18 protein-coding genes are annotated in these 16,168 nt (G+C 67.7%); 9 read left to right on the plus strand and 9 right to left on the minus strand.

What is annotated here, in order from left to right:
• Positions 1-4 precede the first annotated feature (4 nt).
• On the minus strand, positions 5-1,684 hold the full coding sequence (ettA, locus tag M9980_RS05435; RefSeq protein ID WP_250754252.1) for an energy-dependent translational throttle protein EttA: 1,680 nt from the start codon (positions 1,682-1,684) through the stop codon (positions 5-7).
• A 105-nt stretch (positions 1,685-1,789) separates the two neighbouring features.
• Here ettA and M9980_RS05440 point away from each other — a divergent pair, with 105 nt between their 5' ends.
• Together M9980_RS05440 and M9980_RS05445 are read left to right on the plus strand one after the other, a co-directional pair.
• Positions 1,790-3,163 carry a M20/M25/M40 family metallo-hydrolase gene (locus M9980_RS05440; protein ID WP_250754253.1) on the plus strand — a complete coding sequence of 458 codons (1,374 nt, stop codon included), beginning with the start codon at positions 1,790-1,792 and terminating at the stop codon, positions 3,161-3,163.
• A gap of 135 nt (positions 3,164-3,298) precedes the next feature.
• A complete protein-coding gene (locus M9980_RS05445) occupies positions 3,299-3,559 on the plus strand; it encodes a hypothetical protein (RefSeq protein WP_250754255.1) in 261 nt (86 codons plus the stop codon).
• Between the two features lie 128 nt (positions 3,560-3,687).
• On the opposite strand, the gene M9980_RS05450 is transcribed toward M9980_RS05445, so the two are convergent.
• Entirely contained in the window at positions 3,688-5,196 is a 1,509-nt protein-coding gene (locus M9980_RS05450) for a replicative DNA helicase (RefSeq protein WP_250754257.1), read from the minus strand.
• Between the two features lie 120 nt (positions 5,197-5,316).
• Between M9980_RS05450 and M9980_RS05455 the strand changes: the two genes are divergently transcribed.
• The 4 genes from M9980_RS05455 (at position 5,317) to dcd (ending at position 7,998) form a co-directional block, all read left to right on the plus strand.
• On the plus strand, positions 5,317-5,799 hold the full coding sequence (locus tag M9980_RS05455) for a UPF0262 family protein (protein WP_250754259.1): 483 nt from the start codon (positions 5,317-5,319) through the stop codon (positions 5,797-5,799).
• Between the two features lie 2 nt (positions 5,800-5,801).
• The gene (locus tag M9980_RS05460) at positions 5,802-6,251 is read left to right on the plus strand and encodes a cytidine deaminase (RefSeq protein WP_250754261.1); all 450 of its coding nucleotides are present in this window, start codon (positions 5,802-5,804) and stop codon (positions 6,249-6,251) included.
• Positions 6,248-7,363, plus strand: a complete 1,116-nt coding sequence (locus M9980_RS05465; RefSeq protein WP_250754263.1) for an FAD-dependent oxidoreductase — start codon at positions 6,248-6,250, stop codon at positions 7,361-7,363. Before M9980_RS05460 ends, M9980_RS05465 begins: the two co-directional genes overlap by 4 nt.
• Positions 7,364-7,443: 80 nt before the next feature.
• Positions 7,444-7,998 (plus strand): dCTP deaminase, encoded by a 555-nt coding sequence (dcd, locus tag M9980_RS05470; RefSeq protein WP_250754265.1) that lies wholly within the window; start codon positions 7,444-7,446, stop codon positions 7,996-7,998.
• A gap of 870 nt (positions 7,999-8,868) precedes the next feature.
• On the opposite strand, the gene M9980_RS05475 is transcribed toward dcd, so the two are convergent.
• From M9980_RS05475 to M9980_RS05495, 5 genes are all read right to left on the minus strand, one after another.
• On the minus strand, positions 8,869-9,234 hold the full coding sequence (locus M9980_RS05475) for a tetratricopeptide repeat protein (protein WP_250754267.1): 366 nt from the start codon (positions 9,232-9,234) through the stop codon (positions 8,869-8,871).
• 198 nt (positions 9,235-9,432) lie between these two features.
• Positions 9,433-9,858 (minus strand): ExbD/TolR family protein, encoded by a 426-nt coding sequence (locus M9980_RS05480; protein WP_250754269.1) that lies wholly within the window; start codon positions 9,856-9,858, stop codon positions 9,433-9,435.
• 30 nt (positions 9,859-9,888) lie between these two features.
• Positions 9,889-10,371 carry an ExbD/TolR family protein gene (locus M9980_RS05485; protein WP_250754270.1) on the minus strand — a complete coding sequence of 161 codons (483 nt, stop codon included), beginning with the start codon at positions 10,369-10,371 and terminating at the stop codon, positions 9,889-9,891.
• An 89-nt stretch (positions 10,372-10,460) separates the two neighbouring features.
• On the minus strand, positions 10,461-11,264 hold the full coding sequence (locus M9980_RS05490; protein WP_250754272.1) for a MotA/TolQ/ExbB proton channel family protein: 804 nt from the start codon (positions 11,262-11,264) through the stop codon (positions 10,461-10,463).
• A gap of 49 nt (positions 11,265-11,313) precedes the next feature.
• Entirely contained in the window at positions 11,314-11,931 is a 618-nt protein-coding gene (locus tag M9980_RS05495; RefSeq protein WP_479725557.1) for an energy transducer TonB, read from the minus strand.
• Between the two features lie 340 nt (positions 11,932-12,271).
• Here M9980_RS05495 and M9980_RS05500 point away from each other — a divergent pair, with 340 nt between their 5' ends.
• Positions 12,272-13,048, plus strand: coding sequence for a hypothetical protein (locus M9980_RS05500; protein ID WP_250754276.1), 777 nt, complete (start codon positions 12,272-12,274; stop codon positions 13,046-13,048).
• A 3-nt stretch (positions 13,049-13,051) separates the two neighbouring features.
• On the opposite strand, the gene M9980_RS05505 is transcribed toward M9980_RS05500, so the two are convergent.
• Both M9980_RS05505 and M9980_RS05510 read right to left on the minus strand, forming a co-directional pair.
• Positions 13,052-13,801, minus strand: coding sequence for an SDR family oxidoreductase (locus M9980_RS05505; protein WP_250754278.1), 750 nt, complete (start codon positions 13,799-13,801; stop codon positions 13,052-13,054).
• A 2-nt stretch (positions 13,802-13,803) separates the two neighbouring features.
• Positions 13,804-14,175, minus strand: a complete 372-nt coding sequence (locus M9980_RS05510; protein WP_250754280.1) for a dihydroneopterin aldolase — start codon at positions 14,173-14,175, stop codon at positions 13,804-13,806.
• A 125-nt stretch (positions 14,176-14,300) separates the two neighbouring features.
• Here M9980_RS05510 and M9980_RS05515 point away from each other — a divergent pair, with 125 nt between their 5' ends.
• Positions 14,301-14,822 carry a GNAT family N-acetyltransferase gene (locus M9980_RS05515; RefSeq protein WP_250754281.1) on the plus strand — a complete coding sequence of 174 codons (522 nt, stop codon included), beginning with the start codon at positions 14,301-14,303 and terminating at the stop codon, positions 14,820-14,822.
• Positions 14,803-16,128: a M20/M25/M40 family metallo-hydrolase gene (locus M9980_RS05520; protein ID WP_250754283.1), complete on the plus strand. Its 1,326-nt coding sequence runs from the start codon at positions 14,803-14,805 to the stop codon at positions 16,126-16,128. Before M9980_RS05515 ends, M9980_RS05520 begins: the two co-directional genes overlap by 20 nt.
• Positions 16,129-16,168: the final 40 nt, after the last annotated feature.

The following is a 16,168-nucleotide window of genomic DNA, read 5'->3' on the forward strand; positions in this document are numbered from 1 at the left end:
CGCCTCAGCGCGTCAGCTTCTTGTACGACAGGGCAGTCGGACGATCGGCGGCGTCGCCCAGGCGGCGGCGCTTGTCTTCCTCATACGCTTCGAAATTGCCCTCGAACCATTCGACGTGGCTGTCGCCCTCGAACGCCAGGATGTGCGTGGCGAGACGGTCGAGGAAGAATCGGTCGTGGCTGATGACCACCGCGCAGCCCGCGAAATTCTCGATCGCCTCCTCCAGCGCGCCCAGCGTCTCGACGTCGAGGTCGTTCGTCGGCTCGTCGAGCAGCAGCACGTTGCCGCCCTTCTTCAGCATCTTGGCAATGTTGACGCGGTTGCGCTCACCGCCCGACAGCTTGCCGACGTTCTTCTGCTGGTCCTGCCCCTTGAAGTTGAAGGCGCCGACATAGGCGCGCGTCGACTGGTCGTGGCCGTTGACCTTCATGTAGTCGAGCCCGTCGGAGATTTCCTCCCAGACGTTCTTCTTGGGATCGAGGTGGTCGCGGCTCTGGTCGACATAGCCCAGTCGCACGGTCGACCCCATCGCAATCGTGCCGTCGTCGGGCGTCTCCTGACCCGTGATGAGCTTGAACAGCGTCGACTTGCCGGCGCCGTTCGGGCCGATCACGCCGACGATGCCGCCCGCGGGCAGCGTGAAGCTGAGGTTCTCGAACAGCAGCTTGTCGCCATACGCCTTGCTGACGTTTTCGACCTCGATCACCTTGCCGCCCAAGCGCTCGGGTACCTGGATGACGATCTGGGCCTTGCCGGGGGTGCGGTTCTTCTGCGCCTCGACCAGCTGCTCGAACTTCGCGATACGCGCCTTGGACTTGGTCTGGCGTGCTTTCGCGCCCTGCCGGATCCACTCCAGCTCGTTCTTGATCGCGGTCTGGCGGCCCGATTCCTCGCGCTCTTCCTGCTCCAGGCGCTTGGCCTTCTTCTCGAGATAGGTCGAGTAATTGCCTTCGTACGGGAAATACTTGCCGCGGTCGATTTCGAGGATCCAGTTGACCACGTTGTCGAGGAAGTAGCGGTCGTGGGTAATCATCAGGACCGCGCCGGCATATTCCTTCAGATGCTGCTCCAGCCAGCGCACGCTTTCGGCGTCCAGATGGTTGGTGGGCTCGTCGAGCAGCAGGATAGACGGCTTCTGAATCAGCAGCCGGGTGAGCGCGACGCGGCGCTTCTCACCGCCCGACAGATTCTCGACCGGCCAGTCCGACGGCGGGCAGCGCAGGGCCTCCATCGCGATCTCTAGCTGGTTGTCGAGGCTCCAGCCGTCGACCGCGTCGATCTTGGCCTGAAGCTCGCCCATCTCCTCCATCAGCGCGTCGAAATCGGTGTCGTCCTTGGGATCGCCCATTTCCGCCGAGATCGCGTTGAACCGATCGACCAGGTCCGCCGTCTCGCGCGCGCCCTGCTTCACGTTCTCAAGCACCGTCTTGGTCGGGTCGAGCTCGGGCTCCTGCTCCAGATAGCCGACGGTGATGTACTCGCCCGGCCACGCCTCGCCCGTGAAGTCCTTGTCGACGCCCGCCATGATCTTCATCAGCGTCGACTTGCCGGCGCCGTTGGGGCCGACGATGCCGATCTTCGCACCCTGGTAGAATTGCAGGTTGATGTTGTTCAGGACCGGCTTGGGCGCGCCGGGGAAGGTCTTGGTCATGTCCTTCATGACAAAGGCGTATTGCGCGGCCACTTGCGGTCTCCGTCTCGTAGGTTCGATAGGCTGGAAAGGTCGGCGGCGATGTAGCGACGCCCTGATCGCTTGGCAACGCGCGGGCCACGGGCTAGCACCGCGCGCATGACGAAAAGCCCCCTGCTCGCGGCCATCGCCGCGCTCGCCCTTCCGCTTTCCGCCCATGCCCAGACGATGGACCCCGCCGCGCTCCGCGATGCCGCGCTGTCCGACGACTATGCGTGGGACATCACAGAGGGGCTGACGACCGAGATCGGCCCGCGCCTGGCCGGGACCGAGGCGGAGGCACGGGCACGCGCGTGGGCGGTGACCAAGCTGACCGCGCTCGGCTTCAAGAACGTGCGGATCGAGCCATACCAGATGCCGGTGTGGGTCCGCGGCGAGGAAACCGCCGAAGTCGTGTCCCCCTTCCCGCAGAAGCTGGCGGTAACCGCGCTCGGCAACTCGGGCGCGACGCCCTCGAAGGGACTGGTCGGCGAGATCGTGTATTTCCCCTCGCTCGAGGCTTTGCAGGCGGCACCCGACGGCAGCCTGCGGGGCAAGATCGCCTTCGTCAGCCACGCGATGCACGCGACGCAGGACGGGTCGTCCTACGGCTATTACGGCGCCGTCCGTCGCACCGGCCCCGCGATCGCCGCCAAGAAGGGTGCGGCGGCGATGCTGATCCGGTCGGTCGGCACCGACTATCACCGCAACCCGCACGCCGGCGGTACCAACTTCCCCGACGGAACCGCCGCGATCCCGGCCGCCGCGCTGTCGCTGCCCGATGCCGAGCAGCTCGAACGCATCCTAAAGCGCGGCAAGCCGGTGCGGCTGAAACTGCTCATCACCGCGCGCCAGACCGGCATGAAGCAGTCGGGCAACGTCATCGGCGAAGTGCCCGGCAGCGACCCCGCCGCCGGCATCGTCGTCGTCGGCGGTCACCTCGACAGCTGGGATCTGGGGACCGGCGCGATCGACGATGCCAGCGGCGTCGCGATCACTGCGGCGGCTGCCAAGCGGATCATGAATGCCGGCACCCCGCGCCGCACGATCCGCGTCGTCTGGTTCGGCGCGGAGGAAGTCGGCGTGTTCGGCGGACGCGCTTATGGAGAGGCGCACAAGGGCGACAACCACGTGCTCGCCGCCGAAAGCGATTTCGGCGCCGACCGCATCTGGAAATTCGCGGTCAACCTGCCCGACAGCGCCAAGGCGGTCGGCGACCGCCTGGCCACCGCGCTATTCCCGCTCGGTATCTCGCGCGGGTCCGAAAAGGCGGGCGACGGCGCCGATGTCGGCCCGTTGTTCAAACAGGGTGTGGCCGCGGTGGACCTGTCGCAATCGGGCCTCCGCTACTTCGACCTGCACCACACGCCCGACGACACGCTCGACAAGATCGACCCGGCGCAGCTGCGCCAGAATGTCGCGGCGTGGACGGCGATGCTCGCCATCGTGGCCAACGCACCCGAGGTGATCGGCCGGGTCACGCCGGCGCGATGACGGGCGCGATCGCCGCTCGTCCATTCGGCGCACGCCCGTGGATTGTGCGTTGACGTACCCGTTTGTGACGCTATTGCGGCAACTTCGCGTCGGCAATCGGGCCGGTCCGCGAACGTATTTGCTTGGGAGCAATTAATGAAGAAGGTTCTCTTTGTCGCTGCTGCCGCCGGCCTGATGTCGCTCGCAGCCTGCAACTCGCCGCAGGCGGAAGCCAACGAGCAGAACGCCGAGATGGTCGCCGACAACATCGAGGCACAGGCCGACAACCTCGAAGCGATGGCCGACAACGCCACCACCGAAGCTTCGGAAGCCAACCTCGAGGCTGCTGCCGACAACATGCACGCCGCGGCCGACAACGCCGAGGATCATGCTGACGACGCGACCGACGTCAAGTAATCCAGACCATCCCGCCGGCCCCGGTCGGCGCGGATGCGGAAAGGGCGCTTCCCACTGCGGGATGCGCCCTTTTTCGTATGTGCGCGTGATGCGCGTGAGGGCAGCGCGCCGTCCGAGCGCGCGCCGGCTTACTCGAAGCTCGAGAAGCTCTGCTCCCCGGCATAGTCGCTGAAGCGCGTGATGTTCGGCTCGAACTTCATCGTCACCTTGCCGGTCGCGCCGTGGCGCTGCTTGGCGATGATGAGCTCGGCCAGGCCGAACACCCGCTCCATGTCCTGCGTCCAGCGCGAATGGTCGTCGAACACCTTGGCGTCGTCGCCTTCCTTCGGGCGCTTGGGCTCCTTGGCGGCGGTGTAATAATCCTCGCGGTACACGAACATCACGATGTCGGCGTCCTGCTCGATCGAGCCCGATTCGCGCAGGTCGGACAGCTGCGGGCGCTTGTCCTCGCGCTGCTCGACCGCGCGGCTGAGCTGCGACAACGCCAGCACCGGCACGTTCAGATCCTTCGCCAGCGTCTTCAGCCCGCGCGAAATCTCGGAAATCTCCTGCACGCGGTTGTCGCTGGCGCGGTTGCCAGAGCCCGACAGCAGCTGGAGGTAGTCGACGATCACCAGCCCAATCTGGTTGTTCTGCCGCCGCTGCAACCGCCGCACGCGCGTGTGCAGCCCGCTGATGCTGAGGCCCGCGGTATCGTCGATGAACAGGGGCAGGTTCTCGAGATCGGCGGCGGCGGCGGCCAGCTGCGCGAACTCGGCCTTGCTGATCTTGCCCATGCGCAGCGATTCGGAACTGATCCGCGCCTGCTCCGACAGGATGCGCGTCGCCAGCTGGTCGGCAGACATTTCCAGGCTGAAGAACGCGACCTTCGCCCCCACCGATTTCTCGGGCGGGATGCCGAGCCGCATGTCGTCCATCCAGCGCTTGGCCGCATTGAACGCCATGTTGGTGGCGAGCGACGTCTTGCCCATACCCGGACGCCCGGCGAGGATAAGCAGATCGCTGTGATGCAGGCCGCCGGTCTTGGCATTGACGGTGTCCAGGCCGGTGGTGACCCCCGACAGGCCGCCGCCCGCGTTCAGCGCCTTTTCGGCCATCTTGACCGCCATCGTGGTCGCCTGGCTGAACGTCTTGACCGCGTTCTCGCTGTTGCCCTCCGCGGCAACCTGGAACAGCGCCTCTTCCGCCGCCTCGATCTGCGCGCGCGGGTTCACTTCCTCGCGCGTGTCCATCGCGCCGTCGATCAGCGTGCGCCCGACCGTGACCAGCGCGCGCAGCATGGCGAGGTCGTAGATCTGCTGGGCGAACTGCTTCGCGCCGATCAACCCCGCGCCGCTGCCCGTCAGCTGTGCCAGATACGCCGGCCCGCCCAGCTCGCGCATCCCCTCGTCGCCGTCGAACATCGGGCGCAGCGTGACCGGGGTCGCCAGCATGTCGTTCTGGCGCAGCGACCGGATCGCGGTGAAGATGCGCCCGTGGAGCGGCTCGAAGAAATGGTCCTGGTCGAGCCGGTCGAGCATGTCGTCGGCCAACCGGTTGTCGATCATCATCGCGCCCAGCAGCGCCGCCTCCGCCTCGACGTTCTGGGGCAGTTGCACGGGGGCGGGGGAATCGGCGGGGCGGATCAGTGTGGCCATGCTCCCCCTTCCCACCCTGCGCCGCGCCCCGCAACCGTCCTGCGCCCGCCCGGGCCGTGGATAACGTGGATCGCCTCCGCGGCGTTGATTCGCGCGGCCAAGTGCATCAAGGCTGCGCACGTGGCCGATCCGCGCATCATTGACGTCGCCCTGGACGAACGCACGATCCTGTGGCGGTCGGCGGACGTCGAGCAGGAACGCCGCATCGCGATCTTCGACCTGCTGGAGGACAACAGCTTCGCGCCGCAGCGGGCCCATGACGACGGTTATGCCGGGCCGTACCGCATCAAGCTGTCGGTCGAGGAAGGGCGCCTGGCCCTTGCCATCCACCGCGCCGACGACAGCCATCTCGAAACGCTGGTGCTGGCGCTCGGACGGTTCCGCCGCCCGATCCGCGACTATTTCGCGATCTGCGACAGCTATTACCAGGCGATCCGCCAGTCCACACCGGCGCAGATCGAAACCGTCGACATGGCCAGGCGGGGCATCCACAACGACGCCGCGAACCTGCTGATCGAGCGGCTGGACGGCAAGATCGCGATCGATTTCGACACCGCACGCCGCCTTTTCACGCTGATCTGCGTGCTGCATATCAAGGGATGACCATGACGATCGATACCGCCGCCCTGATCGCACAGGCGCGCACCGCCGCGCGCCACGCCCACGCGCCCTATTCGCGCTTCGCGGTCGGCGCCGCGGTGCTGATGACCGACGGATCGGTGGTGACCGGCGCCAATTTCGAGAATGCGAGTTATGGCCTGTCGCTGTGCGCCGAGACGGTCGCACTGGCGACAATCAGCGCGCAAGGCCGCCTGCGCGAGGTTGCCGCGGTCGCCGTCATCGGCGGCGCGATGGACGCCGACGGCCGTCCCACCGGCACCGCCCCGGTCAGCCCGTGCGGGCGCTGTCGCCAGGTCATCAACGAGGCCGCGCAGATGAGCGGCACCGACCTGCCCGTGCTGTGCGGCGCCGCGGAGGGCGATGCCGTCCGCCGCTATGCGCTCTCCGAACTGTTGCCGGACGCGTTCGGGCCAGCCGACCTCGGCCTCGCTTGAGCCGCAGCGCGATCGTGGTGGGCGCCGGCATCGCCGGCCTGTCCACCGCGATCGCGCTGCGCCGGGCGGGCTGGGGCGTGACCGTGCTGGAACGCGCGCCGGTGCTGGAGCCCGCCGGCGCGGCGCTCAGCCTGTGGCCGAATGCCATCGCGGCCCTGCGCCGGCTGGGGGTGGCCGACGCGATCGAAACCGCCGCCGCGCCGATTCATGCGATGCGCGTCGCCGACCGCGCCGATCGCACGATCCTGCAATACGACCTGCCGCGGGGCCAGGGTGCGCCCGGCGCCTTCCTCCCGACCCGCAGCCTGCTGCAACGCGCTTTGCTAGATGGCGTCCGCGATATCGATCTTCGGCTGGGGCAAGCGGTCGCCGGCGTCACGCAGGATGGCGGCGGCGCCACCGTGAGGCTGGGCGACGGCTCCGCCACGTCCGCCCACCTCGTCATTCTGGCCGACGGCATCTGGTCGCCGCACGCAACCGCGTTGATCGGCAACACACCGCGGTACCGCGGCTATGGCGGCGTGCTCGGCATCAGCCGCACGCGCGCCGCCCCGACCTTCGAGGCGCGCGAATATTGGGGCGCGCGCGAACGCTTCGGCGTGTTCGATCTGGAGGCTGGCGGGCAATACTGGTTCTGGATGCGCGACCGGTCTGTCGATGCCGACCCGGTTGGCATCGATGAGGTGCGCACGGCGGCTGAAGCTTGGCCCGCCGACGTGACCGCCGCGGTCGCGGCGACGACCGACGCAGAACTGATCCCGTTCGCGGTCCACGCGCGGGCAGCCCCGCGGCAACTGGGGCGCGGGCGCATCCTGTGCGTCGGCGACGCGGCGCACGCGATGGAGCCAAACCTTGGTCAAGGCGGCTGCCAGGGGATCGAGGATGCGGCCGCGATCGGGACGCTCGCGCAGACCCTTGCCGCCGACGAAATGCTGCCCGCATTCGAAGCGATGCGCCTGCGCCGCATCCGCGCGATGGTCCGCCGGTCGGGCGAAGGGCGCCTCGGCGGTCACGCCTCCTGGCCGGTTCGCGGCGTCTGGCGGGCGCTGATGCGCGCGATGCCGGCGACGATCACGGCGGGTGTGATCAGCGAGATGCACCGACTGCCCTGATCGCCACCGCGACGCCCGCGCCCCCCCTTGCCCCGGCGGCCCGCACCGGCGAAAGCTGACCGCGCAATCAGGGGGGCGACATGGCGATTCTTTCCGACCGCTGGATCCGGGAGCAGGCGACCGCGACCGGGATGATCGAGCCGTTCGTCGAGGCGCAGCGCCGCGAGGGCTGCATCAGCTACGGCCTGTCGTCCTACGGATATGACGCGCGCGTGTCGGACGAGTTCAAGATCTTCACCAACGTCGATTCCGCCGTCGTCGACCCGAAGAATTTCGACGCCAACAGCTTCGTCGATCGCAAGACCGACGTCTGCGTGATCCCGCCGAACAGCTTCGCGCTGGCCCGCACCGTCGAATATTTCCGCGTGCCCCGCGACGTGCTCGTGATCTGCCTCGGCAAATCGACCTATGCACGCTGCGGCATCATCGTGAACGTGACCCCGCTCGAACCCGAATGGGAGGGGCATGTGACGCTCGAATTCTCGAACACCACGCCCCTGCCCGCCAAGATATACGCCAACGAAGGCGCGTGCCAGTTCCTGTTCCTTAAGGGCGACCGGCCGTGCGAAACGAGCTACGCCGACCGCGCGGGCAAATATATGGGCCAGCGCGGCGTCACCCTGCCGCGATTGTGACGGCGGTGCGCTTGGTCGAGTGATAGCCCAGGCATGTGGGTACCCCGCCGCAGGGGTAGAATCGCGACGTGCCACGGTGTGCCGACGACCAAGTGCGCCGGTCGTTGTTCGTTGAGAGACTGTGGCCTTGGCAGGTGCGCTGTGCAGGCTCACCGACGAGTCTGAGGCTCGGCATGAAGCGACTAGATGGCGCCCGCGAATCAGCGCCGCGTCCGAAGGTACAGCGAGACCGGAACCCGGGACGCCGAATTCCGCGACATCGAACACATGGCGCCATGCCTTGTCCAAAACGTCGCATGCAGGCGACGCCTTATCCAGAACGACCGCCATTCCGAAACGAGCGCCGTCACGACCGTGATCGAGCCGCGACCAGTCCGCAAATGCGCACGGCGGAAGACTTTGCATGGAGCGAATCGGGACCGTGAAGTGCGACGCCGCGACCGTGGAGATTTGTCCAAGTACCGCTTCCGTACGCTTCTGACGTCGCGAGGAAACGCGTTTCATCTGAACAGCGATCCGCGGGGCAGCACGAAACTCGTCACCACCCCCCCGACTACAGCGTCCCAACATCACAGGCCGGAGACACCCCGCCGCACACGCGATTCGAGGCGGCATGTCGATATGGAGCCGCACCCAACGCCTCGCCGTCCCATGCCTGATCGCGATTGCAGAGCCAGCAGGATATGCCCGGATGCCCCCGCTCACGCGCCATCCTCAACGTGCCAGCGCGCCGCGGTCTGGATGTAGCGCAGGCGAAGCAGTCCGGCACCGGCGATGCGTGCGCGCTAGCGGTGCGATCTGCGGACGGGTCCATTGCAGAGCCAGCAGGATATCCGCGCACCCCCCCGCTCCCGCGCGATCCTCAACCTGTCAGCGCGCTGCCGTCTGAACGTAGCGCAGGCGGAGCAGTCCGGCATGGGCGATGGCGTGCGCGCGCGCGGTGCGATCTGAGGACAGGTCCATCAAAGAGTCGGGCAGCTCCAGCACGATGCGGTAGAGCCGCGCAGCATCCTGCCACCGCCCGGTGCCCGCGTAGATTGCGGCCAGGTTCAGCAAGACCTCCGCGCGCTTCGGGAAGATCCGGCGTTCCGCGTCGAGCGTGCGCTCCGCCGTGTGGAAGTCGCCGGCCAGGATCGCATCATGGGCGACCTTGATCGCCTGCGCCTGCGCCATTGCCGGGGAGACGAACGCGACCGCGGCGGCTGCCAATCCGAACACCATCCGCATCCCTGCCATGTCACCCTCCAACTATTACAGTTCGATGACAGGAGAGTGTCACTTTTGTTGCGCGCTCGCAAGTCCGGAGGGTTGCGGACCCCAGCCCGCACCCAACCGCTAACGCGCATGGGCGTCGCGCCCGCCCCGGAACACGCGCACAAAAAAAAGGGGCGGCGCGAGGCCACCCCTTTCATCCGAAGATGCGGTCCGAAACGATCAGAAATCGTTGCGGTATTGCTCGTTCCCCACGAAGCCGAGCTTGGTGATGTTGGCCCGCTTGATGACAGCGAGAACCTGATCGACTTTCTCGTACCGCGCCTGAGGATCAGGCGCGAAATGGAGTTCGGGTTCCGGGTTCATCACCGCGGTCCGTTCCAGATACTGGCGCAGCAGAACCTCGTTGATCGGCGCGCCGTTCCAGAAAATCGAACCCGCCGCATCGATCGTGACCTTGTTTTTGTCCGGTTCGATGACGTTGTTCGGCGTGTTCGCGTTCTGCGGCAGGTCGACCTTCACCGCGTGCGTCTGCACGGGGATGGTGATGATGAACATGATGAGGAGCACGAGCATGACGTCGATGAGCGGCGTCGTGTTCATCTCCATCATGGGCTCGCCATCGTCTTGGCCGGCGCTCATTGCCATTTCAAATACTCCTGAACTGCTGGCCGGGGATCAACGATCGGCCGGCTTGATCGAGCCGGCGGGCGGCTCGGAAATGAAGCCGACCTTGAGGTAGCCTGCCTGCTGCATCGTGTAGACCGCACCGCCGATGCACCGGTAGGGCGTGTTGATGTCGCCGCGGATGTGCACTTCGGGAATGTCGTCCGGCTTCACATTGGCGCCCAGGCGATCGACCACACCCTTCAGCTTGGCGACGCCGCGGTCGAGCAGTTCCTGGTGCGTCACGGGGGTCATGCCCCAGCCGACGTTGCACTTGTTGTTGTCGCCCGTAACCGACAGCAGGATGTTCTCCGGCTTCGTCGTGGTGACTTCGTAGGCCACCTTCGGCAGCTCGAGCTTCACCGTCTGCAACACCACCGGAACCGCGATCAGGAAGATGATCAGCAGCACCAGCATGACGTCGACGAGCGGCGTCGTGTTGATGTCCGAAAGGGGTTTGTCTTCGGCGGAACCTCCGCCAACGCTCATCGCCATTGCGAGCCTATCCTATCCACTTTTCCACATCCGGCGCCGTTCGCCGGAGGGTAGTCGGGAGCGCCGCGAACGTCGCCCCCGACCGGGTATTACGAGCGGGTCGGGATGCCACCGGCAGCGGTGGTCGTCGCCGCCGGCTTGGTCGCCGGAGCCGTCGCCACGCCGGGCTTCGTCGTGCCGGCGCGCATCGCAACCGGCTTCACCGCGCCATTCGAGGCGAGGAAGCCGAGCACGTCGTTCGAGAACGCCGACAGTTCTTCCGCGATCGCCTTGTTGCGGCGCTGCAGCCAGTTGTAGGCGAGCACGGCCGGAACCGCGACGACGAGGCCGAGTGCGGTCATGATGAGCGCCTCACCGACCGGGCCGGCGACGGCGTCGATCGATGCCTGGCCCGACGCGCCGATCTTGATGAGCGCGCGGTAGATGCCGATGACGGTACCGAACAGGCCGATGAACGGCGCGGTCGAACCGACGGTCGCGAGGAAGGCAAGGCCGCCGTTGAGCGACGAGTTGATCTGCGCCTCCGAACGGGCGAGCGAACCGTGCAGCCAGTCATGCGCCTCGACCGGGTCGGTCAGCAGCTTGTGCTGGTCCTGCGCGGCGAGACCGTCGTCGACGACCTGGCGATAAGCCGAGTTCTTCTCGAGCTTGGCGGCGCCCTCACGCAGGCTGTTCGACTGCCAGAAGGTCGCGCGCACGCGCTTGGCCTGGGCCATGATCTTCTGCTGCTCGAACAGCTTCACGAACATGATGAAGAGCGAGAAGAACAGGAAGGTCACCAGGATGATGAACACGGACCAGGCGATGACGCCGCCCTGCTGCAGTGCTTCCCAGAGACCGTACGGATTTTCAGCGGCCGGCGCAGCGCCTGCGGCGAGAATGGTGGTCAACATGCTCGAAATTCCCTCTAACTAGCTGAATATTTAAAAACTTTGTAAGGGCTTAGTTTGGAATGACCCATTTGATGCGCCGCGACTTGGTCGACGCGATGGGCGCACCCGACTGGTCCAGCGCAGGGCTGTAGCGACCACGCCGCGTGATGTTGTCGCACGTCGCCCGATCGAGCGTGCTCGACCCGCTCGACGCGGTGACGCGGCAATTCTCGACGCGCCCGGCGGTGTTGATCGTCCAGGTCACCGCGACGGTACCCTGCTCCTCGTTGCGCAGCGCGCTCGGCGGATACGAATCGGTACCGAAGAAGCCGGCTTCGTCACCCTTCGAGCTCGCCGCCTTGTTCACCGTCGGCGGAGCCGGGGGTGCAGGCGGGGCCGGCGGGGCGGCGGGTGCGGGCGGCGGCGCGACGTACGGCGGCGGCGGCGTCGTCACCGACTGGATCACCACCGGCGGGGTCGTGGTCTGCACGATCGGCGGCGGGGTCACGACCGGCGGCGGCGTCATCGGCTGATCCGGCGGCGGCGGCGGCGGCGGGACTTCCTCGGGCGGGGGCGGCGGCTCCTCGACCTCGAACGTCTGCAGATTCTCCTGCGCCTTCTTGATATATTGATAGGCGAGGCCCGTGACGAATGCGTAGCCGAGCACCGCGCAAATCAGCGCGACCATGACCAAGGCCACGACCCGGCTACCACCCGTACTCCTGTCAGCGTAGGACATTCAGCAACCACACTCCCTAAAGTCTGACTGAGGTGAACGCAGCACGATCGAGACAGTGCCATGCCCACCTTCTGCCGCAGGTATTGTTATATCCCCGGCAAGGCAGCGTGTCTCTATCACGTGGTTCTCGTGACGCAAACGCTTTGTCGGGCGCAACAAACGTACAAGCGCGGGCCCGGGGAATTATTTCTGTATCATCTGGGGGGGTTGAGGTAGGGCGTTTACCATGTCCAGTATCCGTATCGCGGCCCTTTTGACGGCCGCAATCAGCGTGCCAATCCCGCCGGTTTTGGCGCAGAATGCCGCGATCGTGGCCGAATCAGGGCAAGTGTTGCCCGATTATGCCGCAGTCGCCGACCGCGTGCTCGGCGCACCCGCGATCATCGACGTCACGATCCGCGATGCGCAGCGGCTGAAGCCCGAGGAAGCTCCCGGACTCACCGCCGGCACCGCGCGATTCTACGTCACCGCGGACGTACTGGCGCTGATTCGCGGGCCGTCGGGGATCGCCCAGCGCCTGACCTATCTCGCCGACGTGCCGCTCGACGCGCGCGGCAAGGCGCCGAAGCTGAAGAAATCGCGTGCGATCGTGTTCGCGCGCCCGGTCGCGGGTCGCGCCGGGGAGGTGCAGCTGACCACGCCCGACGCCCAGCGCCCGTGGACCCCGGCGCTCGACGCCCGCGTCCGCGCGATCGCGCGCGAAGTGCTGGCCGCCGACGCGCCGCCGGCGATCGCGGGGATCGGCAACGCCTTCCACGTCGCGGGTACGCTGCCGGGCGAGGGCGAGACGCAGATATTCCTCAACACCACCGACGGGCGCCCGGTATCGCTGTCGATCCTGCGGCGTCCCGGCGAGCAGACCCGCTGGGCAGTCGCGCTGAGCGAGATCGTCGACGATGCCGCCGGCGTTCCGCGGCGCGACACGCTGCTGTGGTACCGCCTTGCCTGTGGCCTGCCTGCCACGCTACCCGACCGCGCGCTGGCGACGATGGCGCCGGCCGATGCGGCGATCGCGCGGGAGGATTATGGCTTCGTGCGCGAATCGCTCGGTCGCTGCCGCGCCTGAGGGTCAGCGCGCGAGGTGCACGAAGTCGCGCTCGAAACTCTTCAGATGCGCGCCGCCGTCGACGAAGATCGTCTGCCCCGTCACCGATCGCGCGCCCACCAGCCAGGCGACGGCATCGGCGACCTCCTGCGGCGACGCCAGCCGCTCGAGCGGCATCAGCGCGGCAAGCCGGTCGCCCTGCCCCTCGGCATAGTCGCCGGTCGGCATCACCAGCCCCGGCGCCACGCCGTTGACCCGCGCGCGCGGCGCCAGTGCGATGGCAAGCGTCCGCGTCGCCTCCGCCAGCGCCTGCTTTGAAATCGTATAAACCACTTGGTCCCGCGGCGGATTGGCGACACGCTGGTCGAGAATGTTGACGATCGCCGCGCCCTCAGTGCCCGCGGCCTCCGCCACAGCCTGCGCCAGCGCGACCGGCGCCGCCACATTGACCGACAGATGCGCCATCACGTCGGGCATGGCGACGCCGCCGTCATCGATCGCGGCGAAGCGCGACGCGCTGTTGACGAGCACGTCGATCGGCGCGCCGAAATGCGCCACGACGTCCCCCGGCAGCGCGGCGACCTGGCCTGCGTCCGACAGGTCGGCGGTGAAGACATGCCACCGGCGTCCCGCCAGCGCCTCGACCAACCAGGGTTCCGGCTGCGGATCGTGACCGGCATGCAGCGCGATATCGTATCCCGCCTTCGCCAGCCGCGCGGCGATATGCGCCCCCACCCGCCGGCATCCCCCGGTGACGAGCGCAAGCCCCGCCATCGTCAGCGCCGGTGCCGGACCAGCGTGATGCCGATCGCTTCGCCCGCCTCCGAAATCGCCAGCTTCACGATTTTCACCTGCACCCGCGACACCCGCGGATCCTGGAGGAACAGGGTTTCGGCGATATGGTCGGCCACGCCTTCGATCAGGGTGAAATGGACGCCTTCGGGCAAGCCGTCGGTCGCCGCGTGGCGCAGGTCGAGATAGCTTTTCGACGCGTCGAGCGGCGTGTCGGGCGCGAACTGCGCCGCGCAATCGATATCGACGTCGAGCGAGATGCGCAGCGGCTGCGGCAGGTGCGTCTCCTCCGAATAGACGCCGGTCAGAACCATCGTCTCGAGGTCGTGGACCTGCAACGTCAGGGAATCGGGCAAGGACGGACTTTCCGGCAGCAATATAAGGCAGCCCGCGCGATAGCAGATCGCCCGGCATCCGAAACCCTTGCGTCGGCGGGGGAACGCCGTAAAGCGCGCGCCCTTCCCGTCAGGATCGTGCCGCAATGACCATCGTCCCCCTCGCCACCGTCGCCGCGCCCCGGATCGAGGCGCTGCTCGACCGCGCGTTCGGGACCGACCGGCACACGCGCACCGCCTATCGCGTGCGCGCGGGGACGCAGGCGATCGCGGCCTTGAGCTTCGCCGCGCTCGACGACGACGGTGCGCTTGCCGGGACCATCCAGTGCTGGCCGGTCGAATTCGCCGGCGACAACGGGCGCGTCGTGCCGATGGTGATGGTCGGCCCCGTGGCGATCGAGCCGGCCATCCAGCGTGGCGGCATCGGGCGCGCGCTCACCCGCCACATGCTCGATGCCGCGGCGTGCAGCGACGCGCGGGGTCACGACGCGCTGATGCTGGTCGGCGATCCCGAATATTACGCCCGTTTCTTCGACTTTTCTGCCGATCGCACGGGTGCGTGGCGGCTGCCCGGGCCGTTCGAGGCCCGGCGGCTGCTGGCGCTCGGCGATGCGGTGCCGGGCGGCGCGGGCGAAATCCGCGCGCGGCTTGCCAACGCCCGCGCCTGACGACACCATCGCCGCATGGGCGAGCCGCTTCGCCCCGGTGGAGGTCGTCCGGATGCTGTTGCTGCTCGTCACCCTGGCCGCCGCGCAGGCGGCGACCGCCGATATCGCGCCCGTCAGGAATGCCGCCACCGTGCGCGCGGCGCTTGCCGAGCTCGACCGCACCCACGATGCCACCGTCGCCGAAATCGTCGAGCTGACGCAGATCCCCGCCCCGCCCTTCAAGGAAGCGGCGCGCGCCGCCGCCTATGCCGCGAAATTCCGTGCCGCGGGCCTGCGCGACGTGAGCATCGATGCGGAGGGCAACGTCACCGGCCTTCGCCCCGGCACCGATCGCGCGGCGAAGCTGGTGGTGCTCTCGGCGCATCTCGACACCGTGTTTCCGGAGGGTACCGACGTGACGGTGCGGCGTGAAGGCACGAAGCTGTTCGCACCCGGCATCGGCGACGACACCCGCGGCCTGGCGGTCCTGCTCGCCTACGCCCGCGCGATGGACGCGGCCAAGGTCGCGACCCGCGCGCCGATCCTGTTCGTCGGCACCGTTGGCGAGGAAGGGCGCGGCGACCTGCGCGGCGTGCGCCACCTGTTGACCAAGGGCCCCTACCGCGGACGCGTCGGCGCCTTCTTCTCGATGGACGGTGCCGACCCGTCGCGCGTCACGATCGGCGGCGTCGGCTCGAAACGCTACCGCGTGACCTTCAAGGGACCGGGCGGGCACAGCTATGGCGCGTTCGGCATCGTCAACCCCGCAGCCGCGATGGCGGGCGCGATCGCCGAGCTTTATGCGGTCGTCCCGGCCAAGACGCCGCGCACCACCTATGCCGCCAGCGTCGTCGGCGGGGGCACGTCGGTCAACGCGATACCCAACAGCGTCTTCGTCGATGTCGACATGCGCTCGGAGGACGGCGGCGAGCTCGCCCGGCTCGAACAGCGGTTCCTCGCGATCGTGGACCGCGCCGTGGCTGCGGAGAATGTCGCGCGATCGACCCGCTTCGGCACGGTGAGCGCGGTGCGGGAGGTGATCGGCGATCGCCCTGCCGGCGCGACGCCCCGCACCGCTCCCCTGGTAACGACGACGGCGGCGTCGGTCGCGGCGATGGGCTTCACGCCCGACTTCAACGCCAGCTCGACCGATTCGAACGTCGCGATGAACCTCGGCATCCCTGCGGTCACGATCGAATCGGGTGGCCAGGCGGGGCGCGCCCACGCGCCGGACGAATGGATCGACGTCGCCAAGCCCGAAAGCGTGCGCGGCATGTCGGTGGGGCTGCTCGCGGTCGTCGCCGCAGCGGGCCTGGCGTCGCGCTGACGACGACTGGCCGCGAAGGGCGTGCCGTCGCGCTAGACGC

This window comes from Sphingomonas donggukensis, from assembly GCF_023674425.1.
Lineage (GTDB): Bacteria > Pseudomonadota > Alphaproteobacteria > Sphingomonadales > Sphingomonadaceae > Sphingomonas > Sphingomonas donggukensis.

Excerpts from the sequence above, each read along its gene's own strand:
- M9980_RS05440 (WP_250754253.1), top strand. The coding sequence starts at position 1,790 with ATGACGAAAAGCCCCCTGCTCGCGGCCATCGCCGCGCTCGCCCTTCCG.
- M9980_RS05495 (WP_479725557.1), bottom strand. The coding sequence starts at position 11,931 with ATGGTCGCGCTGATTTGCGCGGTGCTCGGCTACGCATTCGTCACGGGC.
- M9980_RS05490 (WP_250754272.1), bottom strand. The coding sequence starts at position 11,264 with ATGTTGACCACCATTCTCGCCGCAGGCGCTGCGCCGGCCGCTGAAAAT.
- M9980_RS05460 (WP_250754261.1), top strand. The coding sequence starts at position 5,802 with ATGACGATCGATACCGCCGCCCTGATCGCACAGGCGCGCACCGCCGCG.
- M9980_RS05485 (WP_250754270.1), bottom strand. The coding sequence starts at position 10,371 with ATGGCGATGAGCGTTGGCGGAGGTTCCGCCGAAGACAAACCCCTTTCG.
- M9980_RS05480 (WP_250754269.1), bottom strand. The coding sequence starts at position 9,858 with ATGGCAATGAGCGCCGGCCAAGACGATGGCGAGCCCATGATGGAGATG.
- M9980_RS05475 (WP_250754267.1), bottom strand. The coding sequence starts at position 9,234 with ATGGCAGGGATGCGGATGGTGTTCGGATTGGCAGCCGCCGCGGTCGCG.
- M9980_RS05445 (WP_250754255.1), top strand. The coding sequence starts at position 3,299 with ATGAAGAAGGTTCTCTTTGTCGCTGCTGCCGCCGGCCTGATGTCGCTC.
- M9980_RS05515 (WP_250754281.1), top strand. The coding sequence starts at position 14,301 with ATGACCATCGTCCCCCTCGCCACCGTCGCCGCGCCCCGGATCGAGGCG.
- dcd (WP_250754265.1), top strand. The coding sequence starts at position 7,444 with ATGGCGATTCTTTCCGACCGCTGGATCCGGGAGCAGGCGACCGCGACC.
- M9980_RS05450 (WP_250754257.1), bottom strand. The coding sequence starts at position 5,196 with ATGGCCACACTGATCCGCCCCGCCGATTCCCCCGCCCCCGTGCAACTG.
- M9980_RS05505 (WP_250754278.1), bottom strand. The coding sequence starts at position 13,801 with ATGGCGGGGCTTGCGCTCGTCACCGGGGGATGCCGGCGGGTGGGGGCG.